18 protein-coding genes are annotated in these 21537 nt (G+C 71.4%); 6 read left to right on the forward strand and 12 right to left on the reverse strand.

The window, feature by feature from the left end:
* Positions 1-30: 30 nt before the first annotated feature.
* Together O7598_RS20480 and O7598_RS20485 are read right to left on the reverse strand one after the other, a co-directional pair.
* Complete coding sequence (locus tag O7598_RS20480; protein ID WP_269692940.1) at positions 31-915, reverse strand: carbohydrate ABC transporter permease; 885 nt, start codon at positions 913-915, stop codon at positions 31-33.
* 67 nt (positions 916-982) lie between these two features.
* Complete coding sequence (locus O7598_RS20485; RefSeq protein ID WP_269692941.1) at positions 983-2293, reverse strand: ABC transporter substrate-binding protein; 1311 nt, start codon at positions 2291-2293, stop codon at positions 983-985.
* Between the two features lie 169 nt (positions 2294-2462).
* Between O7598_RS20485 and O7598_RS20490 the strand changes: the two genes are divergently transcribed.
* Positions 2463-4874, forward strand: coding sequence for a glycoside hydrolase family 10 protein (locus O7598_RS20490; protein ID WP_269692942.1), 2412 nt, complete (start codon positions 2463-2465; stop codon positions 4872-4874).
* An 83-nt stretch (positions 4875-4957) separates the two neighbouring features.
* Here O7598_RS20490 and O7598_RS20495 read toward each other — a convergent pair whose 3' ends face one another.
* Positions 4958-5896: a TerC family protein gene (locus O7598_RS20495; protein ID WP_269692943.1), complete on the reverse strand. Its 939-nt coding sequence runs from the start codon at positions 5894-5896 to the stop codon at positions 4958-4960.
* A 539-nt stretch (positions 5897-6435) separates the two neighbouring features.
* Here O7598_RS20495 and O7598_RS20500 point away from each other — a divergent pair.
* Positions 6436-7005, forward strand: a complete 570-nt coding sequence (locus tag O7598_RS20500) for a hypothetical protein (RefSeq protein ID WP_269692944.1) — start codon at positions 6436-6438, stop codon at positions 7003-7005.
* Here the strand turns inward: O7598_RS20500 and O7598_RS20505 are convergent.
* The 3 genes from O7598_RS20505 to O7598_RS20515 form a co-directional block, all read right to left on the reverse strand.
* A complete protein-coding gene (locus O7598_RS20505; RefSeq protein ID WP_269692945.1) occupies positions 6962-8161 on the reverse strand; it encodes a metallophosphoesterase in 1200 nt (399 codons plus the stop codon). The two genes, O7598_RS20500 and O7598_RS20505, sit on opposite strands and share 44 nt — an antisense overlap.
* Before the next feature lie 148 nt (positions 8162-8309).
* Complete coding sequence (gene adhE / locus O7598_RS20510) at positions 8310-10973, reverse strand: bifunctional acetaldehyde-CoA/alcohol dehydrogenase (protein ID WP_269692946.1); 2664 nt, start codon at positions 10971-10973, stop codon at positions 8310-8312.
* Positions 10974-11146: 173 nt separating this feature from the next.
* Positions 11147-12109 (reverse strand): helix-turn-helix transcriptional regulator, encoded by a 963-nt coding sequence (locus tag O7598_RS20515; RefSeq protein WP_269692947.1) that lies wholly within the window; start codon positions 12107-12109, stop codon positions 11147-11149.
* A gap of 58 nt (positions 12110-12167) precedes the next feature.
* On the opposite strand from O7598_RS20515, the gene O7598_RS20520 reads away from it, so the two are divergent.
* The gene (locus O7598_RS20520; protein ID WP_269692948.1) at positions 12168-12911 is read left to right on the forward strand and encodes an alpha/beta fold hydrolase; all 744 of its coding nucleotides are present in this window, start codon (positions 12168-12170) and stop codon (positions 12909-12911) included.
* Between the two features lie 72 nt (positions 12912-12983).
* Here O7598_RS20520 and O7598_RS20525 read toward each other — a convergent pair whose 3' ends face one another.
* Positions 12984-13997, reverse strand: a complete 1014-nt coding sequence (locus tag O7598_RS20525) for an acetamidase/formamidase family protein (RefSeq protein ID WP_269692949.1) — start codon at positions 13995-13997, stop codon at positions 12984-12986.
* Between the two features lie 168 nt (positions 13998-14165).
* Between O7598_RS20525 and O7598_RS20530 the strand changes: the two genes are divergently transcribed.
* The 3 genes from O7598_RS20530 (at position 14166) to O7598_RS20540 (ending at position 16570) form a co-directional block, all read left to right on the forward strand.
* Positions 14166-14942 (forward strand): hypothetical protein, encoded by a 777-nt coding sequence (locus O7598_RS20530; protein WP_269692950.1) that lies wholly within the window; start codon positions 14166-14168, stop codon positions 14940-14942.
* A gap of 135 nt (positions 14943-15077) precedes the next feature.
* On the forward strand, positions 15078-15593 hold the full coding sequence (locus O7598_RS20535; protein WP_269692951.1) for a SigE family RNA polymerase sigma factor: 516 nt from the start codon (positions 15078-15080) through the stop codon (positions 15591-15593).
* Positions 15590-16570 carry a hypothetical protein gene (locus O7598_RS20540; protein WP_269692952.1) on the forward strand — a complete coding sequence of 327 codons (981 nt, stop codon included), beginning with the start codon at positions 15590-15592 and terminating at the stop codon, positions 16568-16570. The genes O7598_RS20535 and O7598_RS20540 overlap by 4 nt, the downstream gene beginning before the upstream one ends.
* Positions 16571-16605: 35 nt before the next feature.
* Here the strand turns inward: O7598_RS20540 and O7598_RS20545 are convergent, their stop codons facing one another.
* The 5 genes from O7598_RS20545 to O7598_RS20565 all read right to left on the reverse strand — a co-directional run bounded on the left by O7598_RS20545 (position 16606) and on the right by O7598_RS20565 (position 21394).
* Complete coding sequence (locus O7598_RS20545) at positions 16606-17256, reverse strand: alpha/beta hydrolase (RefSeq protein WP_269692953.1); 651 nt, start codon at positions 17254-17256, stop codon at positions 16606-16608.
* A 167-nt stretch (positions 17257-17423) separates the two neighbouring features.
* Positions 17424-17894 (reverse strand): hypothetical protein, encoded by a 471-nt coding sequence (locus tag O7598_RS20550; RefSeq protein ID WP_269692954.1) that lies wholly within the window; start codon positions 17892-17894, stop codon positions 17424-17426.
* Positions 17895-17977: 83 nt separating this feature from the next.
* A complete protein-coding gene (locus O7598_RS20555; protein ID WP_269692955.1) occupies positions 17978-18976 on the reverse strand; it encodes a DUF1963 domain-containing protein in 999 nt (332 codons plus the stop codon).
* 87 nt (positions 18977-19063) lie between these two features.
* Positions 19064-19972, reverse strand: coding sequence for a septum formation family protein (locus O7598_RS20560; protein WP_269692956.1), 909 nt, complete (start codon positions 19970-19972; stop codon positions 19064-19066).
* Between the two features lie 174 nt (positions 19973-20146).
* Entirely contained in the window at positions 20147-21394 is a 1248-nt protein-coding gene (locus O7598_RS20565; RefSeq protein WP_269692957.1) for a hypothetical protein, read from the reverse strand.
* Between the last annotated feature and the right edge of the window lie 143 nt (positions 21395-21537).

Below are 21537 nucleotides of genomic sequence, written 5' to 3' on the forward strand. Positions count from 1 at the left end.
CACGGCCCTCGCTTCGCTCGGTGCGCTCGCTCATGCCTCGGCCCTCTCGCCGCGCCGGCGCAGCACGAGCGCCAGGACGGAGAGGCCGAGCGTGCCGACGAAGAGCGTCAGGCTCATCGCGGAGGCGTACCCGATCTCGCCGTCGACGCCGAGGCCGACCTCGCGGATGTAGTAGACGATCGACTTCGCCTGTCCACCGGGTCCGGCGGTGCCGGAGGACATCACGTAGATCTCGGCGAAGACCTTGGTCGCGGAGATCGCGGCGAGCGTGCCGACCAGCAGCATGGTGGGGCGGACGGTGGGCACGGTGACCGAGCGGAACCGGCGGACCGCGCCGGCGCCGTCGACCCGGGCGGCCTCGTACAGCTCGTTCGGCACGTTGGAGAGCGCGGCCAAATAGATGACCATGTAGTAGCCGAGGCCCTTCCAGACCGTGACCAGCATGCAGGAGAACAGCAGCAGGGTGGCGTCGGTGAGGAAAGGCAGCGGCTCGGCGATCACCCGCAACTTCACCAGTACGGCGTTGACCATGCCGTCGGAGGAGAGCAGCCAGCTCCAGATCAGCCCGACCACGACCATCGAGGCGATGACCGGGGTGTAGAACACCGCCCGGAACGCGCCGATGCCGGGCAGCTTGGCGTGCACCAGCTGGGCGAGCAGCAACGGCAGCAGCACCAGCGCGGGCACCACGACGACCAGGTAGAGCGCGGTGTTGCCGAGCGCCCGGAAGAACTCGGTGTCGTCGGCGAGGCGGCTGAAGTTGTCCAGTCCGGTGAACTGGCCGCCGCCGAGCGCCTGCGCGTCGGTGAACGCCAGCACGCCGGTGTTGGCGAGCGGTCCCCAGGTCATCAGCGCGGTGACGAGCAGCGCCGGGGCCAGGAAGAGCCAGGGTACGAACCAGCGACGGCCGATCACGTCGGTGAGCTCCTGTCGTCGAGGTGGTGGCGCCGCCCGGCGCGGGACCGGGCGGCGCCGGACGCGGTCAGCGGGCGAGCAGCTTGTTGGCCTCGTCCACGGCCTGGTCCAGGGCGGCCTTCGGGTCGAGGTCGCCCTTGACGGCGAGCTGGATCTTCCCGATCACCGCCGCCTTGGTGCGGTCGTCCCACTGCACCGGGGTGAGGTTCTCGGCCTTGGCGATCTGCTCGGCGGAGATCTTGCGGGCCGGCGAGGTGGGGTCGGCCGGGTCCACCTGGGTGAAGTAGGGGTCCTTCAACGAGTCCGCGGTGGACGGCAGGATCGTCACGATCTTGGCGAAGGCGAGCTGGTTCTGCGCGTTGCTGACGAACTTCGCGAACTCCAGCGCGGTCGCCGGGTTCTTGCTCTTCTTCGGCACGAGCAGGCCCATCACCGACATGTTCGTGGTGCCGTCGGCGCTGGCGATCTGGGGGGCGACCGCGGTTGCCTTGGCGACGGCGGGGGCGTTCTGGCCGACCACCTTGAGGAAGTTGGGCCCGGAGGGGAACAGCGCGACCCGCCCGGCGGAGTACGCCTCGGTCTCCTTGGCGTGGTCCTGCGTCAGCCAGTCGGGCGCGATGGCCTTGCTGGTGTAGAGATCGCGCACCCGGGTCACGTACTGCACGGCGTCGGGGGTGTTGAACGTCCACTTGGTGGCGTCGTCGTTGAGCAGCGGCACGCCGAGCTTCGCCAGGTTGGGCACGAAGCTGTTCTCCAGTGCCGGGTGCCAGCCGTAGAAGCGGCCCTTGCCGCCGGCGGAGAGCTTCTCGGCCTGGGTCAGCAGCTCGTCGATGGTCTTCGGCGGGGTGTCGGCGCTCAGCCCGGCCTTGGCGTAGAGGTCCTTGTTGTACATGGTGACCTCGCTGGTCAGGTACCACGGCAGGCCGTACGAGCCAGGCTGGCCGGGGACCTTGAAGGCGTCCCACGCGCCGGGCACGAAGGTGTCCTTCACGTCGCCGGCGTTGGTCTCCATGTCCACGAAGACGCCCTGCTTCTCCAGCTTCTGGGCGAAGTTGGGGTTCAGGTTGACCACGTCGGGCAGGGTGCCGGCCTGCGCGTCGTTGGTGATCTTCTCCTGCGCGCCCTGGAACGGCAGGTCGACCCACTTGACGGTGGTGCCCGGGTGCTGCTTCTGGAAGTCGGCGATCAGGCCGTTGATGTAGTCGTCGAAGGTGGGCTTGAGCGCGAGGGTGGCGAAGGTGATCTCACCCTTCACCTCGCCGCTGATCTTGTCGTCGGAGCCGGACGAGCCGGCGTCGTCGCCGCTGGACAGGCCGCAGCCGCTGAGGAAGAGCGCGGCGGCCAGTGCGGCCGCCGCGAAGGCGCGGGTACGCCTCATGAGGGTCCTCCATGCAAGGGGGGGTGAAGTGGTACGGACCAGTTCGCCAGAGCTTGGCTCATGATCGCCGTCAGGTCAAGCCTCAGCTCTATTTTCTCACCGGACATCCGGAATCGACATCGACGAGAACCCTTGACTTGTCCGTACCAGTGCGCCAACGATGGGCCGTATGCCATCCCCCACACCCCTGCGACGGACCGCCGTCTCCGCGGCCGCCGGCGCGGTCCTGCTCGGTCTGCTGGCCGCTCCGGCGGCCGCCCAGCGCGCAGCCGCCGCCGATCCGGGCCTGCCGACCGCCGTCGCCGCCGACGGCGCCACCGCCACCATCGACGCCCTCGACCCGTCCTCCCGGGCGGCCGGCGTCCTCGCCCTCTACACCCCGGACTCCGGCGCCGAGACCAAGACCAACGCGTTCGGCGGCGAGGCGGTGCTGCGCGCCGTCGGCGGCGGGGCGTACGACGTGCTCAGCGTCTGCACCGCCCTCGACTCCTGCCCGAAGCCGGGCAACAACGCCATCCCGGCCGACGGGGCGGTGCTCTCCGCCTCCCCGCCGGAGGCCGGCGGCGTCGACGACCGCCGGTGGCTGCGCGAGCACCTGCACGCCGGCGACCGGGTGCAGCTGCGCAACCTGCTGATCCGGCGCGCCACCGCCACCCTCGACGCCACCGACCCGACCGCCGCCACCAACCCGCCCGGGGTGGACCCGGCCAAGGGCGAGTGCTTCCCCGGGTGCCGGGGCGCCGAGCAGCTCGTCGCCTACACCCCCGCGGCCGGCCGGGAACGCACCGGCACCAACGACTACGGGTTCGAGATCGGCGTCCGCGACGGGCGGGTCGTCTCCCGGCAGGGTGGCGACAGCGCCATCCCGGCCGGCGGGTTCGTGCTCTCCGGGCACGGCTCACGCGGCTCCTGGCTGGAGGGCAACGCCCCGCTCGGCGCGAAGGTCACCGTCGACGGCGCCGCCGTCACGGTGGAAGTCGACGCGCAGAGCTTCCTGCTCGGCGCCGAACGCGCCGTGACCGCCGCCCGCGCCGGGAAGACCGCCGCGGTGGCCAGCTGCCTGGACATCGACCCGGCCGCCGTGGACGCCGCCCTCGCCGAGGCCACGGAACTGCTCACCCAGGCCCGGGCCGCGGCCGACAGCGAGCCGGAACGCGCCGCGGAACTGGCCCGCGACGCCACCCGCCGCGCCGACGTGGCCGGCTACCGCAGCCGGGAGTCCCGGCCCGTCGAGGGCCGTGGCCTCTGGGTACGCCCCATCGAGACCAGCCCCGAGCAGATCCGCGCCTCGCTGGACCGGATCTCCGCCGCCGGCTTCAACATGGTGTTCCTGGAGACCGTGTGGGGCGGATACACCATCTACCCGAGCGCTGTGGCCGAGCGGGCCGGCATGCCGGCGCAGCGGCCCGAGATGCGCGGGTTCGACCCGCTGAAGGTCTGGATCGACGAGGCGCACTCCCGGGGCATCGAGCTGCACGCCTGGACCCACACCTTCTTCGTGGGCGTGGAGAGCGGCGGCGGTCCGGTGCTGACCGCCCACCCGGGCTGGGCCGCGGTGGAACGTGAGGACGTCGGCAAGGCCGGTCCGCAGCCCTCCCGGATGGAACCCGGCTACTACTGGATGGACGCCGCCGTGCCGGCCGTGCGCACCCACGTGCTCGCGACCTTCGAGGAGATCCTGCGCGGCTACGCCGTCGACGGGCTGCACCTGGACTACATCCGCTACCCGGTCTCGCTGCCCTACGGCGCGGACTTCTCCTACTCCGCGTACAGCCGCACCACGTTCGCCGCCGAGCACGGCGTCGACCCGTACACCCTGACGCCCGACTCGCCGCAGTGGCCGACCTGGAACGCCTGGCGGGAGAAGCAGATCACCACGTTCGTCGACCAGGTCCGCACGATGCAGCGGCGTGTCGCCGCCGACCGGCAGCTCTCCGCCGCCGTCTTCGCCGACCCGACCGACGGCCTGGCCAAGAAGTTCCAGAACTGGGGCGCCTGGGTCGACGCCGGCACGCTCGACTTCCTCACCGGGATGTCGTTCGGCACCTCGGCCGACTCCGTCGGCCACGACACCGCCGTCATGCGCGAGCGGGTCGGGGACGTGCCGCTCTACACCGCCACCTACGGACCGCTGCGGGGCACGTCACCGGACCTGATGCTCGACCAGGTGCAGGCGGTGAACGACGCCGACTCCGACGGCGCGGCGCTGTTCGCGTACAACCAGCTCAACGCCCGCCAGCAGGAGGCGCTGCGCGAGGGGACGTTCCGGACCCGCTCGGTGGTGCCGCACGCCGACTACCGCAAGGCCGCCCGCGCCGGCGTCGCGGCCCTGCGGACCACGTTGAAGCGGGCCACCGCCTGCGCCCCGGCGGCGACCACCGCCGCGGTCCGGGCGCGGCTGGTCGTGGCCGAGCGGCTGTTGGCCGACGGGATGCCCGCCCAGGCGGTCGACGCGGCCGCCAAGCAACTGGCGAAGGCGGCCGCCTCGGCGTCCAGCTGGGGCGACGCGGTGCCTGCCGAGCTGAGTCGGCGCACCACCCGGGACCTGCGCATGTACGCCCGGTGGGCCGACCTGGCCTGATCCGCGGGGCGGCGGGGCGCGCCGGGAGTCGGCGCGCCCCGCCGCCCGTGCCGGTGACGCGGCCGAATCGGCGACGGCGTCGGTCAGCGCGCGGCGGGCCGTTCGGCGCTCCGGCGGGTGCTGGCGAGGCTCCAGCCGACGGAGAGGGCGAGTGTGCCGACGATGACGCCGAGGGTCAGCGGAACGGGCAGCTTGCCGACCGGGGTCTCGGAGAGGATGAGCTTCACCCCGGCGAAGGCGAGCAGGAACGCCAGACCGTAGTGCAGGTGCACGAACCGGCGGAGCAGACCGGCGAGGCAGAAGTAGAGGCTGCGCAGGCCGAGCACGGCGAAGGCGTTTGCGGTCCAGACGATGAACGTGCTGGTGGTGATGGCCAGGATCGCGGCCACGGAGTCGATCGCGAAGATCAGATCCGTCGCCTCCACCGCGACGAGGACGACGAACAGCAGCGTCGCGACCCGCCGGCCGTCGACCCGGGCGAAGAGTTTGTCACCGTGGTAGCGGGCGTCGGTGGGGATGACCCGACGCACCAGGCGGACGACCAGGTTCCGGTCGGGGTGTGTCTCGGCGTCGTGCCGGAAGGCCATCTTCCAGCCGGTGTAGACGAGGAACACGCCGAACACGTACGCGGTCCAGAAGAACGTCTCCAGGAGTTCGGCGCCGACGAAGATGAACCCGAGCCGGAACAGCAGCGCGCCGACGACGCCCCAGAACAGCACCTTGTGCTGGTATGCGGCCGGGACGGCGAAGTAGCTGAAGATCAGGGCGAAGACGAAGACGTTGTCCACCGACAGCGCCTTCTCGATCAGGTAGCCGGCGTAGTAGGCGCCTGCGGCCTCGTCGCCCTGCCACAGCCACAGCACGACACCGAACGCCAGACCGGCGGCGATCCAGACCGCCGACCAGATCGCGGCCTCGCGGAAGCCGATGACGTGGTTGTCGCGGTGCAGGAACAGATCGACGGCCAGCATGGCGGCGATCACCAGACACAGGGCCAGCCAGGCCCACAACGGCACGGACACGACGAGCGCTCCCTTCGACCGGGCCGGCGGTGCGCCGGCGTGCGGGCGAAGGTCTCCCCTGGCCGTCCGGCGACAGCGGACGGCTCGCGTGGCCGGAGCCCGTCGGTGGGCTCGTCCTGACGGCCGACGCGTCCGGTGCGGGATGGGTACTCCCCTTCAAACTACGATCCATTATTCATGAATCAGAGTTCTCAAGTCAAGCGGCGCGTATGACCGCCACCGGAGCATCCACCGCCCAACGTGCTCGACGCCGTTCTCGTCGAGAGCGCCGAGGTGGGCCGCATCTGGTCGGCCTCGGGCACGGCACAGCTCGGTGCAGCCGGAGTGATCAGCAGTCAGCCCCGGCGCGTACGCCCTCCGGTTGGATGGACGGACGGCAGGCGCGGTCAGCGCTCGGGACGGGGCCACCGGCCCATTGACCACCCGGGACAGCTCCCGAAGAATGGCCGGACAACAACGTCGCCCATCGATGCATGGCCGGGAGCCGCTATGCGCCACCGCACCCTGATCGGCCTGGCCGCGCGGCAGCAGGCGTCGCGATGATCCACGGCCTCCGCGCCGACCCGGCGGCCCGGCGCGTCTGGACCGAGGTCCAGGGTCAGCTCGGCACCTCGCCGGAGCAGATCTACGGCTACGGCGCGGTCTTCGACGCGATCCTCCTGCTGCACCGGGGGCAGGCTCCGGAGGCGCTGGCCCGGATGGCGCCCGAGCCCGGCGAGGTGTGGAAGTCGGTGACCTGGGTCTGGCTCCACTGGTATGTCGCGCTGCGCGCCGAGGCCGCGGTGCTCGCCGGGAGCCCCGGTGCCCGTGTGCACCTGACCGAGGCCCGGATCGTGGTCGCGGGCAATACCGTCGCCGAGGCCATGGTGCGACGGGCCGAAGCCCTGCTCGACGGCGATCAGCGGACGCTGCTCGCCGTGGCCGACGCGTTCGATGCCGCCGGCTGCCGCTACCAGTCCGCGAGAACGCTGGTGCTCGCCGGCGGCGTCGAAGCCGCGCGCGGCGTGGCAGAACTCGGCAACCTCGGGCTGACCCCGGCCGCTGCGATGGCAGGCCGGGAAGATGTCAGGACGGCTCGTCCGGTCGGCGCTGTTCCGCCCGCAGGGTGAGCAGCGTGATCTCGCTCGGTGCGAAGATCCGGAACGGCGGTCCCCAGAAACCGGTGCCCCGACTCGTGTAGAGCTGGGTCCGGCCGTGCCGGCTCAGGCCCTGCACCACCGGCTGGTCGAGGCGGACCAGATAGTGGAACGGCCACATCTGGCCGCCGTGGGTGTGCCCGGACAGTTGCAGATCGACACCGGCCGCCACCGCCGCACCGATCTGCTTCGGCTGATGAGCCAGCAGCAGCACAGGTAGCCGCGGGTCGGCGCCGGCGAGCGCCGCGGCGTGGTCGGCCCGGTGACCGGCGACGCCGGACGAGGCGGCGGTCACGTCGTCCACCCCGGCGACGATCAGCCGGGCGCCGTCCCGCTCCACCACGAGGTGCCGGTTGTGCATGGGCTCCCAGCCGAGGGTCCGCATGTGGTCCACCCAGCCCTGCGCCTCGCCGTAGTACTCGTGATTGCCCGTCACGTACGCCCGCAGAAGCCCGGCCCGGACGGCACCGAGCGGCGCGGCCTGCGCCCGGCGCTGATCGACAGTGCCGTCGGCGATGTCGCCGGTATGGCAGACGATGTCGGCGTCCAAGCCGTTGACGGCCTCGATGGTGCGCGCCGACCAGCGGGCCCGGTCGATCGGGCCGTAGTGGGTGTCGGTCAGCAGCACCACCCGGACCCCGTCGAGACCGGCACCGAGCCGGTCGACGGTGACGTCGACCCGCCGGACCCGGGGCACGCGCATCGCCTCGGCGTACCCCCAGCCCGCCAGCGCGACCGCGACCACCGCGACGCCGACCGCCACGGCCCGGGACCGGACCGGGTCGGCGACGCCCGCCACGGCCAACGCGAACCGGACCACGTTGCCGAGCAACGCCCAGACGAACAGGATCCAGACCAGACCGAGGAGAACGTCCCCGGCGCGGGCCGCCGCGTCGGACCGCCGCCGGCCGTGCCCGAGATACATCAGGGCGGGGAACGCGCACAACGCGACCGCGAACACCGCCGAGCCGGCCGCCACCAGCGGCGCCGGCCAGCGCGCCGACACCGTCAACGTCCACCACGGCATCCCGAACAGCAGGAGGAGAATCGCGACCAGCGTCGCCCCGGACGCCAGCGGTCGCAGCGACCGCCGCCGGGGACGCACCTGTACGGCTTGACCGGTTGCCATCTCGTCCTCCTGTCACGCCCCGTGCAGCATGACACGACCCGACTCCGGTCGACCACGCGCCGGACGACGAGGGGATGACGCCGGCGGGCCCGCGGCGTCATCCCCCGTCGACCATCCGGCCCGCCCGTCGGCGGGACGTCGTCGACAGTCACCCCTTGCCGTAGTACGCGGCCCGCATGAGTGCCTGCATGTCGTCGAGCATCGGCATCCGCGGGTTGGCCGGGGCGCACTGGTCCTCGTAGGCGTTGAGCGCCTGCTGCGGCAGCGCCGCCAGGAAGGCGTCCTCGTCGACGCCGACCGCCTGGAAGGACGGCTCGATGCCGACCGCGTCGCGCAACTTCTCCACCGCGGCGGCGTACGACTCGACGGCCTCGGCCGGGGTGGCCGCCGGCAGGCCCAGCATCCGGGCGATGTCCTGGAACCGCTCCGGCGCCCGGTAGTGCTCGTACCTGGGCCATCCGGTCAGCTTGGCCGGTGTCGTGCCGTTGTAGCGGATGACGTGCGGCATCAGGATCGCGTTGGTGCGTCCGTGCGCCACGTGGAAGGTGGCGCCCAGCGTGTGCGACATGGCGTGCACGATGCCGAGGAAGGCGCTGCCGAAGGCCATGCCGGCGATGGTGCCCGCGTTGTGCATCTTCTCCCGGGCCTCGGCGTCGGCCGCGCCGTCGCGTACCGCCCGCTCCAGGTAGGTGAAGATCAGCTTGACGGCCTGCAACGCGAGGCCGTCGGTGAAGTCGTTGGCGTAGACCGAGACGTACGACTCGGTGGCGTGGGTCAGCGCGTCGAAGCCGCTGTCCGCGGTGATGGTGGGTGGCAGGTCGGCGGCGAGCACCGGGTCGACGATGGCCACGCTCGGCGTCAGGGCGTAGTCGGCGAGGGGGAACTTTTTGCCGGTGGCGGTGTCGGTGATGACCGCGAACGGGGTCACCTCGGCGCCGGTGCCGGAGGTGGTGGGGATGCAGACCAGACGGGCCCGCTCCCCCAGCGTCGGGAACTTGAACGCTCGCTTGCGGATGTCGAAGAACTTCTCCCGCATGTCGGCGAAGACGACCTCCGGGTGCTCGTAGCGCAGCCACATCACCTTCGCGGCGTCCATGGCCGAGCCGCCGCCCAACGCGATGATGGTGTCGGGTCGGAAGGACCGCATCAGCTCGGCGCCCCGGTCCACCGTGCCGACGCTCGGCTCCGGTTCGACGTCGTCGATGATCTGCAGGGCCACCCGGTCGGGCCGCCGTTGCAGGACGGTGATCAGCCGGTCGACGTAGCCCAGTCGGGTCATGGTGTGGTCGGTGACCACTGTGACGCGGTGCACGTCGGGCATGTCGGCCAGGTAGCGGACCGCGTTCGGCTCGAAGTAGATCTTCGGCGGGACCTTGAACCACTGGAGGTTGTTGGTCCGGCGGCCGATCCGCTTGATGTTGAGCAGGTCGACCGCGGAGACGTTGTTCGACACCGAGTTGCGTCCGTAGCTGCCGCAGCCCAACGTCAACGACGGCAGGAACGCGTTGTACATGTCGCCGATGCCGCCCTGCGACGCGGGAGCGTTCCAGATGACGCGCACCGCCTTGACCCGCCGGCCGTACTCCTCGACGAGCCGCTCGTCCTCGGTGTGGATGACCGCGCTGTGACCGAGGCCGTTCAGCTCGACCATCTGCTCGGCGTACCGGATGCCGTCCTCGGTCGACTCGGCGCGCAGCACCGCCAGGACCGGGCAGAGCTTCTCCCGAGTCAGCGGCTCGGTCGGGCCGACGTGGTCCACCTCGACCAGGATCACCGACGTGTCGGCCGGCACGGTCACGCCGGCGCGCTCGGCGATCCAGCGTGCGCTCTGGCCGACGACCTGCGGGTTGAGCCGGCCGCCGGCGCAGTCGACGCCGCCGCTGGAGGCACCGAAGATCAGCTCCTCGATCCGGTGCTTCTCGTCGGGCGTGGCCACGTGGGCGTGCAGCCGTTGGAGCTCGGCCAGCACCGCGGGGTAGACCTCGGCGTCGATGATCACCGCCTGCTCGGAGGCGCAGATCATGCCGTTGTCGAACGACTTCGACAGCACGATGTCGTGCGCCGCCCGGCGCAGCTTGGCGGCGCGGTGGATGTACGCCGGCACGTTGCCGGCGCCCACACCGAGGGCCGGCTTTCCGGACGAGTACGCCGCCCGCACCATGCCGTTGCCGCCGGTGGCCAGGATGGTCGACACCCCGGGGTGCTTCATCAGCGCGCCGGTGGCCTCGACGGAGGGCTGCTCGATCCACTGGATGCAGTGCTCGGGCGCTCCGGCGGCGACGGCCGCGTCCCGGACCACCCGGGCCGCCTCGGCGCTGCACCGCTGGGCGGCCGGATGGAAGGCGAAGATCATCGGATTGCGGGTCTTCAGGCCCAGCAGCGCCTTGAAGATGGTCGTCGACGTGGGGTTGGTGACCGGAGTGACAGCGCAGACCACGCCCACCGGTTCGGCGATCTCGACGATGCCGTTGATCTCGTCCCGGGAGACGACCCCGACCGTCCTCAGGCCCGCCATGTGGTTGGTGACGTGCTCGCAGGCGAAGATGTTCTTGACGGCCTTGTCCTCGAAGACGCCGCGGCCGGTCTCGGCCACCGCCGCGCGGGCCAGCTCGGCGTGCCGGCTCAGCGCCGCCACCGAGGCCTTCGCCACGATCCGGTCGACCTGTTCCTGGTCGAAGGCGGCGTAGTCGTCAAGGGCCCGGAGTCCGTTGTCGACGAGGGTCTCGATGGCCGGTGCGGACGTGCCGGCCGTCCCATCCTCCGGGTGCGCGGCCGGGGCCGGTCGGGGACTCGTGGCGATCACGGCGGTCATACGGATCACTCCGATCGTCGGCGCCGGTCGCGTCGTCCGGCCGTACCCCGATCGTCGCCGCCGCACCGGCGTCCCCGCCGGGGGCGGGCGGCCCGGACAAGCCGGGTCCTTCGCCCCTGATCGCCCGCCGCGCGACGGCTCGTCGTCGCCGCACCGCCGGCCGGCAGGGTGATTCACGGTCCGGTGCCGGCATCGTCGAGCAGACGGGCGGCCAGGGCGCGGATCTCGTCCTTGAGTTTGTCCGGTCGGTCGATCGTGAACGGCCAGCCGAGCCCGGCGAGCATCTGCGCCGCACCGTCGAGCCGTTCGGCCCGGGTCGTGAGGCGCACCCCGTCGGGGACCTCGGTGAGCGTGCCGACCGACGGCGGGATCCGTCGCCGCGCCTGTTCCAGGCTGGTGTGCAGCACCACGGAGACGTCGTGCGCGTACGGCACGGCTGCCAGCCCGGCGAGGACCTGCCTGGTGGGATCGAAGTCGGCCGGGACGTCGAACCTGCCCTGGGTGGGGCGGGCCGTCCCGATCCGGTCGAGCCGGAACGTCCGCACGGCCCGGCGGTGGTGGTCGTGTCCGGTGACGTACCACCGGCCGGCGTGGAAGACCAGGCCGTACGGGTCGAGCTGCCGCTCGCCGGACCGGCCGCGCCAGGTGGTGTAGGTGATGCTCACCGGTTGCTGATGTCGGGCCGCGTCGGCGAGCACCAGCAGCACCTCGATACCCGGCGGGGCGGACCTGCGCACCGGTGCGGTGAAGTCCACGGTGTCCAGCAGCGCATCGATGCGCCGGGCGAGGACGGCCGGCAGCACCCGGCGGATCTTCGCGGTCGCGCTCTCGGCGGCCGCACCCTCGGCGGTGACCAGCCCGGCCCGGGTGGCGGCGACGAGCCCGAGCATGACGGCGACGGCCTCCTCGTCGGTGAGCATGAGTGGCGGCAGCTTGTATCCGGGCGCGAGCCGGTACCCGCCGTAGCGACCGCGCCGGGCCTCGACCGGGATGCCGAGGTCGGCGAGGTGCGTGGCGTAGCGACGGACCGTGCGCTCGTCGACGCCCAGCCGCCCGGCCAGGTCGGCGACGGTGAATCCGCCACCGGCCTGGAGGATCTCCAGCAACGCCAGTACACGCGCAGTGGGCCGGGCCACTTTTTTGAACTCCTAATCCGGGCGGAACCTGTCCAGTATTGATCGTAGCGTGTCAGGCATGACGACATTCGTACTGGTTCCCGGATTCTGGCTCGGCGCGTGGGCCTGGCGTCCGGTCGCCGACGCCCTGCGTGGGCACGGCCATGACGTGTACCCGCTGAGCCTGACCGGCCTGGGCGAGCGCGCCCACCTGGCCCGCCCGGACACCGACCTCGAGGTCCACGTCACCGACGTGGTCAACCTGCTGCGCTACGAGGACCTGCACGACGTGGTCCTCGTCGGGCACAGCTACGCCGGCGCGGTCGTGACGACCGCCGCCGCCGATCGCCTGACCGACCGCATTGCCCAGCTGGTCTTCGTCGACACCGGCCCTCTGCCCGACGGGGCCACGAACGACGACTTCAACCCGCCCTCGGAACGCGAACGCAACGCGGCGGTGGTGGCCGAGCACGGCGACGGCTGGCGACTGCCGCCCCCGCCGTGGGCCGACCTGGCGGCGACCGCGGCAGATGTCGACGAGTCGGTCGTCGCGCTGCTCACCGAGCGATCCACGGCCCAACCGTGGGCGACCGCCACCACCCCGGTGCGGCTCACCGGGGCGTGGGAGAAGCTGCCCCGCCTCGGCGTGCTGTCGAGCTTCACCGTCGAGCAGGCACGCCAGATGGCCGCCACCGTGCCGCTGTGCCAGCACATGACCGGCGACTCGTGGCGGTACGAGGAACTACCGACGTGGCACTGGCCGATGCTCAGCCGACCGGCCGAGCTGGCCCAGATCCTGCACGGCGCCAGACCGACGGCGTAACCCGCGGCGTCCGCTGCGCCCGGGGGGCGGGGGAAACCCCGCCCGGCTCGGCACCTACGGCAGTGGCGACAGTCAACGGTGGGCCAGGTGGGCCCGGCCCGTCTCGCGCAGCCGCGCGTGAGCGCCGTCGTACGCGGTCACGCCGCCGAGGTAGCGCCGGGCCACCCGGGCCAGCATCGTGTAGTTCGGGTCGCAGACGTTGCCCACCGGCGCTTCACCGGCCTGGCTGACCAGCTGGTACGCGTCGAGCTGGTCCAACCCCATCAGCTCGGCCGTCCAGGTGACCAGGTCGTGCTGGCTGATCCGGTACGCGTCCTCCAGCGGCCGGGCCGAGCCGGTGCTCATCAGCGCGTCGTCGGACTCCAGTCGGGGCCACGGCGTCGACACGCCCTTCACCAGGTCGAGAATCAGCGTGGTGTTCATCGCCGCCTCGACCCCGGTGCCGCACACCTCGCCGTGGCCCTGCCGGCAGTGACCGTCACCCACCGCGAACAGCGCGCCCGGCACGTTGACCCCGAAGTACGCGGTCACGCCGGCCCGCAGCTCGGGCGAGTCCATGTTGCCGCCGTGCGCGTCCGGCACGATCGTCATCCGCGACTCGAACGCCGCCGGCGCCACCCCCATGGTCCCGTGCATCGGGTCCAGCGGCAGCGCCACCGTGTAGTCGCCGCGGCGGGCCCGGTACGTCACGGTGCCGGCGGTGACGTCGACGTCGTACATCCAGACCAGCTCGTCCAGCGGAGGGTGCAGCATGGCCGTGGTGTGCGTGCCGGTCAACGCGCCGAAGTGCGGAAAGGTGCTGGAGACCGCCCAGTCCCGGGCCGGTTCGACGGCCACCACGTGCACCGCGAGCGTGTCCCCCGGTTCGGCGCCCTCGACGTGGATCGGCCCGGTCACCGGATTGAGGTAGGGGAACTCGCACACCCGTGAGGGCAGGTCGTCGACTCCACGCACCCGGCCGCCGTAGCAGTCCTCGGTGTACAGCTGCACGACGGTGCCGGGCCGGACGCGCAGGACCGGCTCCCGGCCGCCGAAGGTGTACGACATCTCCGCCGGCTCGGGCCGGTAGGTGACGACCTCGGTCATGGCAACTCCTCGTCGGGACGGAAAGATCCAGTGTCGAGCATCCGTCGCTGCTCCGCGACAGTCGCCCGACCGTCGGCCGTCCCCTTGCCCGACCGCCGCAGGGACGGGCAAGCTTGACGGATGCGCCCGGGGACGGCAGGCGGTTCTCCACCAGCGCTCCGGCGTACCGTGACGCACCCGGTCGTCTGGTCGGTGCCGGCGATGGCGCTGCTGGTGCTCGTGGCCATGCCGTCCAATGGCTGGTTCTACGGTTTCTGGATCAACTACGACGCGCAGGGCGACGCGCAGCAGTACGAGTTGCTCCGCACCACGCGCATCTTCCGGTACACCTCCGGCGTCCTCTGCGGGCAGGCGTTGGCGTGGCTGGCCGGCGTCGCCCTCGCCGGACGGAACGCACAGGCGAGGGCGCTGGCGGTGGCGGTCCCGCTCGCGGTGCTCCTGGCCGGGGTGGCCGTCGCGGTCGCGTACCCGCTCGCCCGAGCTCTCGACAGCGCCTTCTTCACGACCCCGGCACTCGACGACCCGATCCTGGTCCGGGTCCTCCTGTGCGAGGTGGCCGCCTACCCGCTCTACGCCGCTGCCGGCGTCGGCCTCGGCGCGGTGCTGCACAGGCGCCTGCGGCGACCCGCGACGCGCTGGCCGCTCGTGCTCCTGCTCCTGCTCGGCTGGTGCGTCGCCACACTGGCGGGGCTGGTGCAGGACGACCGGTTCCACGCGCCGTACGCGCTGCTGTGGACCGTTCCACCGATGGCGGCCGGCACGGCGATCGCACTCGCCGGACTGTCGACGGATGTCTGGGCCGTGCCGCCCGTGACGGTGGGTGACTGGGGGCGCGGCGCCGGCATCGCCCTGCTGGTGGGCTCCGCCGCGTACGCCCTGGGGTTGAACCTGCTCGCTCGCGTCCGGGCGGCGCCGGTCACCCACGGGCAGAACGGCTCGCGGTAGCACGGCTCGATCGCCTTGGCGCCGGGCTCCTCGCCCTCGTCCTCTCCCGGCTCGGCGTGCGCCGGGGCGATCGTCGCGACCGGGCCGGACCGGGGAACCATCCGGCAGGTCCAGGTCCCTTAATGAGGTATGGGCTTGCTTCGCAGAGCGGAACCCGCCGGCCACGAGGACTTCGTCGTCAGCCGGTACCGCGAGATCGTCCGCTTCGGCGCGCTGCTGACCGGTGACGGCCGGCTGGGCGAAGACCTGGCCCAGGAGGGGCTGATCGCGGCCTACCGGTCGTGGCACCGGCTGGGCCCGCCGGACGGACGACCGGAGGCGTACGTCCGGCGGGTGATGGTCCGTGCCGCGATGCGGGCCAGGCGTCGGCGCTGGCGCGACGAGGTGCCGACCGAGGACCTGCCGGACACGTCCCGCGGTGGCTTCACCGATCGGTCGGACCTCAGCGTGCAGGTGCTCGCCAGTCCGCGCCGGTTGCCCGCCGACCAGCGGGTGGTGCTCGTGTTGCGGTTCTGGGCCGACGCCTCCGAGGCCGAGGTGGCGCAGACCCTCGGCGTCGCGGTGGGAACGGTCAAGAGCCGCACGTCCCGTGCCCTGGCGGCGCTGCGCGCCAGCGGTCTGTTCGTCGAATCTGCCAAGGAGACGCCGTGAATCCCACCCACGTCACCGAACTGCTCGACCGCGCAGCCGCCTCCGTCACGCCGACCGAGACCGATCCCGCCGCCCGGCTGGTCAGCCTCGGGCGGCGCAGCGTGCGGCGCCGTCGCCGGGCCTGGGGAACCGCCGGTTCCGTCGCGGTCGCGGCTGCGGTCGCGGCCGTGGTTGTCCTGCCCCTCCGAATCGCGGCCCCGGAACGACCCGACGCCGCCGGGGCCGCCGGGAGAACGGTGAGCCTGGGTGGCCTGTCGGTGGCCGTCCCGAAGGGATGGCGGACCAGCGAGGTCTCGACCTTCGACCCCTGCGTCGCCGAGCCGCGCACCGTTTACCTCGCCGAGCGGCAGGGTTCCCCGCGGGCACGGCAGCCCGGGTCCGCGTGCCCGTCGGAAGGTCGCGCCTGGATGGCTCTCGTGCGGGACGCCGTTCCCCGATACGTCAACCCCGAGCGGCTGGTGGTCAAGGACGGGCGGTTGCTCCAGGTGACGGAGGACATCAGGCAGTCCCAGTGGACCTACCGCGTCTTCGATGAGGAGGAAATGGCGACGGGGATCTTCGTCTCGGGTGACGCCAACGGTCGCGAGCAGCTGCTCGAGCGCGTGACCTGGCCCGCGGGGCCGGCGGCTCCGGCCTCCGGCGGCCTCGTGCTGCCCGACCGCATCACCGCCGCCGTCGGCGAGAACGCGGGCCCCATGGTCACCGCCGTGGACGCCAAGACGCTGACCCGGATCCGAAGCGCCCTCGTCGAGCTGCGCGACCCCGTGCCCGCGGGTGAGGAATGCGAGCTGAAGAGGCCCGGTGCGGTCGGAATCGCCCTCGACAGGGTCTCGGTGGTGCTGGGCGACGCATCCTGCCCGCAGGCGATCTCCACCGGCGGCGGTCGGGTCCGGGCGCCGGCCGGGCTGGGCGGGGAGCTACTCGACCTCATCGTGACGAGCGACCGCGCCGCGGCCGAGCGTGCCACCGGGGATTGACCGTCTGCTCCCGCCGTCGGGTCGGTGGCGCATCCTCAGCCGGCCGGCGAACACCACCCGTCGACCATGGCGACTATGCACGCGGTCACCGCGTCCGGATCCACGAGCTGATGCAGGTGAAGCCCGGGCACCTGGTCGACGTCCCAGCCGCGGTCCCGCGCGTCCTGCGCGGTCTGGTCGTAGGGCGGGCCGAACAGCAGATAGCCACATGCCGCGTCGTCCCAGCCGTCCGGAACGGGAACCTTCTCCTCGTAGTAGCTCAACGGCAGGCGCGGCTGCTCGGCCGAGACAGCACGCCGGGTCTGCGGATCCGGGAACATCGGCGCGACATCGGACTCGTCCCACCACGCCGTCCATTGCGGCAGCCGGCCACCGGTCGCCTTGGCCCGCAGGAAATCGAGGAACTCAGGCGGCGCCACCGCCGTCGGCCCGCTGCGGGCGGGCAACGCCGCGTCGACGAACAGACAGCCGGCCACCGGACGCCGGGAAGCCTCGACGATGACCGGGACGAAGAGGCCGGCGTTGCTGTGCGCGACCAGGACCACCGGGATGTCCGACGGCAACTCGCCGATGGATCTGCCGACGGTCTCCGCGACGGACGGCCAGAACGGCGGCCCGGCATCCGCCACACCGAGCAGCGAGGGAACCACAGTGACCGCACCCGAGGCGTTCAGCCTCGTCGCCACCGGCGCCCACGTCAGGGGACCCACCGAAGGGCTGTGCACGAGAACAATCGCGGCATCCATCGGCTCACCCTGCCTGACGTCGCCTGCCGGCCGCCATCCCGTCCGTCACGCCGACGGCGAACTTCGTCGGCGGCAAGAGCGGACGGATCCTGCTGGCCAGGGCGTGTCTAGAGCGGATCCAGGAGCAACACGCCCTCCGGTGAGTAGAAATAATCGCGTACGTGCCGAGCCCAGTCTTCGATCTTCGGGTCCTCCGACTGCGACAACCACTCAGACAGACGCGCGCGCTCGTCGGCGTATCCGTTCTCCAAGAGCCACTGAAGCGTGTCGCCCCGGCCCGCTCCGAAGATGGCCTGGGCGTCGAAGCCGATGCCCAGGTCCATGTCGCCCGTGCGGAACTTCGCCCCGTACAGGCGCGGTGAGTCCGCGGGATCGCCGATGAGGAACAGCAGAAAGGCCGTCACGTAGACCTGCTCGTACTCGTCGCTCTCGCCCACGTCCGGGCCTTCGCGCCACGCCCATTCGATGTCGAAGATCTCTCGGAGCATCGCGTGGTAGGGGCCGGGATCATCTACGTCAACCATCCGGAGCGCTTCCCGACGCGAAGCCGGACTCGAGAGGTCCCAAGACTCGGCCATGTGTGCACGCTGGTCGGGGTGCCCGCTCATCGGCATGTCCGGAGGCAGGCACCGGCAATCCGAAGAGCAACACCTGTCCTCGCTCACTCGGTGAACTCGGTCCAGGAGACAGCGCGGTCGAACCGCTGGGCGGCGAGGTCGTCGACACGGATCATGAAGCGACCGAAGTAGACGTCGTCCCGGGTCCGGAACTGCACCAACGGGAGCCACTCCCGGCGGACCCTCTGCAACTCCTGTTCCACGAGGAAGGCCTCCTCGGTGCGGTCGATGCCGGGCAGGCGGCCTCGAAGCTTCTTCTCCGCCATCTCCAGCTCAGGATCGTCGTACAGGTGGCCGTAGGACTTGCCGCCGGTGTGCCACGAGTAGCCGCCGAACTGGAAGGCGGCGAAGTTGGCGGCCGGCCAGAGCCGGTCGACCAGGGCACACAGTTCCCGGCGGTGCGGCATGTCGCGCGCCAGCTGCTGCTGACAGGTGGACAGGTCCGCATCCTCCGCGGCCAACCACGAGGGCAGGTCGGCGTGCACGACAGCGAAAAGGTCCTGCTCGGGGGCGATGAAGTCACGGTCCGCGTAGTAGGGATGGTCAGCGTGGTCGGCCGGCAGCTGCGCCGTGGTCTCCGTGCCGACCCCTACATGTAGCAGCCGCCCGTACTGCTGCTCCTCGCTGCGCTCACAGAGGTCGTAGTCCTCTTCGTGATGCAGGAACACCAGCAGGGAGCCGTCCGGCGGTAGCGGCAGGCGCTCGACCCGCGGCAGCGCAGCACAGTCGAAGGACGCGATGAACGGCAGCGGGTAGCCCTCCGGGTCGGTGGGCCACGGCATGCCGACCGGCAGCTGCGGCAGGCCGCCGGCCTGGCCGACGAGCAGGTCGGCGGGCCGCGAATGCGCCGCGATCTCGCCGTTGTACTGCTGATTTGTCCAGATGGCGAAGCGCAGCAGCTCGGCGAACGTCGCCGTCTCGGTTTCGGTGAAGCCCGCGTCGGTCGCGGCTCGCCGCAAAAGCCCGTAGTGATCCACGGACGTCATGCTGACACGTCTGATTTGACCGGCGGCGGCAGGCGTTCCGTATCCGCTCTTCGGCATGAGCGAACGATGCAGCAATGGCCGAGCCTTCGTGGCTCTCGGCTCGGCTCACCCGATTTCCCGCCCGTCTCCGCCGGCGCACCGCGTTCAGCGGACGGATAGCGCCTTCGTGCCACCGCCCTTGATCGAACGGCTCACCTTCGAACCCCCCGACCAGTAGAAACAGCGGATCCCCCGGTCACCGCGCGCCCACGCCTCCGCGGAGGGCACCAGGAACGAGGTGCCCGTCCGGTAGCGCAGCCTGCCGTCGACCGGGACCTTCGCGTACCGGGCCACGAGGACCCGGCACTTCGCGTGCACGCCGTCCTCGTCGCGGCCCGCGTCCCCGTACGCGGTGCCGGGTGCCGTCCACGAGCCGACGTACTCGAACGTGTGCGGCCGGGTGCAACCGGCCTGCTCGAAGGAGCCGTACCGGTCCTCGTTCAGGCATCCGAAGGCCAGCGGCGACGGGCCCTTCAGCGCGTCCCGCAGGCTGCCGGTGTGCTGCACCGGGTGATCGTCCGGATGCCGCTGCGCGGAACCGCCGTCGGCCGTGTCCAGCTCGAAGATGTCGCACCGGAACCAACGACTGCCACCCTCCCACCCGCCCGGAGACGGCGGCGCGACCTGCACCGTCAGGCGAGCGCCCCGCCAGTCGCCACCGACGAACGCGGTCGCCTTCGCGTCGCACTCGGCGAACGCCGGCCGCAGCACCGCCGAGCCCACCGACGGCGGGGCTTCCCGTTCGGCCACCGCGCCGGTGAACGTGCCCAGGTAGAAGGTCTCCAGTAGGTGCTGCCGGGTGCAGTCGACCGGCTGGTAGCTGGTCAGGTAACTCGACGCGTTGGGGATCGTGTGGCAGTCGCCCACCTTCGGGGTGAACTGCACAGCCGCCCCGGCAAGCCGCCAATCGTCGGTCAGGTCGCCGTCCAACCCGGCCGGCGCCCCGCACCCCGCCATCGCCGCCACGGCCACGGCCAACACGGCCACCGCCACCCGTAGCCGCCACCGTCGCATGTCACCCTCCCCCGTCAGTGCCGGCGCAGCATATTCCACCCGGAGGCATCGCCATGTCCCCGTCCGTCGTCTGGTGTCCGGCGCGCTGAGAGGGCGCGGACGTCCTGTGGTGAGCCCAACGGCGAACCTCTAACGGGTGGTCCGGTCGATTCGTCAAACCTCAGGTGAACACCGTTAGAAGCCGAGCCGGCGCCTGGCGGTCGCGCGTACCTCGGTTGTCTCCATCGGGTCGTCGCGGAGGTAGCGCAGTTGGTCGCGGGTCGTGTCGTCGAGCGGCGCGTGTTCAGCGGCGAACTTTCGCACGTCGCTTTCGCAGTCCCACAAGCCTTCGCGGAGCAGCCAGCGCGCGGCATCGGGGTCGAGGGCAGTGACGGCGCGGAGGTACGCGGCTCGTTCAAAGCTGTGGGGACTGAACCAGGCGCGGCGTAGCCGGGGCACCGCGGCCTGCGCGGCCGCGCCGCCGATGCGGGCAATGCCGGCGGCGAGGGCGTCGTATCCGCAACGGTCGTGGGTCCTGCGGTCCAACCATTCCCAGGCCGCGAACAAGGCGGGAAGGTCGCCGTCTTCGCCGTGCTCGGCAAGCACCAGGTACGCCGTCCAGACCATCGGGTGGACCGGCGGCGTGGCCCAGGCCCGGGCCAGGGCAAGCGCCCGCCTGCCGAGCATCCCGATGGCACGACCGAGTTGCCCGTACAGCTCGGTGACGGGCAGGTCCTCGGCGATGGTGAGCAGGTCCGGCTGAGGGCCCCGGTGGTTGAGTTCGCGAAGCACGGCTTTCTGCCGATCGGTCCCGCCGGTCCGCAGCAGGGTCAGCAGGTCCTTGGTCCCGCGCTGTTCGAACGGTCTCGGCGGTGCCGATCTGGGCTGGAAATCCTCTAACCGGGCCGCAATCGACTCGTCCACGGTGGCCCAGTCCGGCCACGGCCGGCTGCGCCAGAGCGCCGTGTCGGCCCCGTCACCCCGCCCGAGCCGGGTCCGCGCGACCGGTAGTAGGTCGTCCCACAGCTCGCGGGGCCAGTCCCTGGCTATCGTCTGGAGCACTTTCGTCCATCGCGGACCGTCGTGGACGTACTGGCGCAGACCGTCTATTGCATGCTGAGCACTTGAGCGGCCCAACACCTCGAGCATCTCGAGCGTGTTGTCGAAGGTGTTGTCATCGTTGTCCGAGGGGTGGTCGCGCAGCAGCATCAGCAGTGGAGGTATCGGCATCCCAAGGTCACGGACCAGCCGGGCAAGATACAAGGCGCGTTCATCGACCATCCAGTCCCAGCGATGGTCACGCTTTACGCACGCGAACACCGCCTCCGCCCCTGCCGGGTCGCGCAGTGCTCGGTGCGCGCCACGGCCGAGCCCGTGCTGAAGGGCGCCAATGACCGTACTCGGTGCCTCGTAGTACCAAACAGCCGGTGCCGGATCCGTCATCGTGGCCGGGTTGCTCCTCGTCGTCCAGGGCTGCGGAAAGGGGCCACCGTACCGAGAATGCCGGACAGCCGCGACGGAATTCGCGGGAGCCGCTAACCATCACTGGTCAGCCGATCGGGCAGGGCGATTCCGCGCACGCTCTT

Origin of the sequence: Micromonospora sp. WMMC241, from assembly GCF_027460165.1 — a bacterium.
GTDB lineage: Bacteria > Actinomycetota > Actinomycetes > Mycobacteriales > Micromonosporaceae > Micromonospora > Micromonospora humi.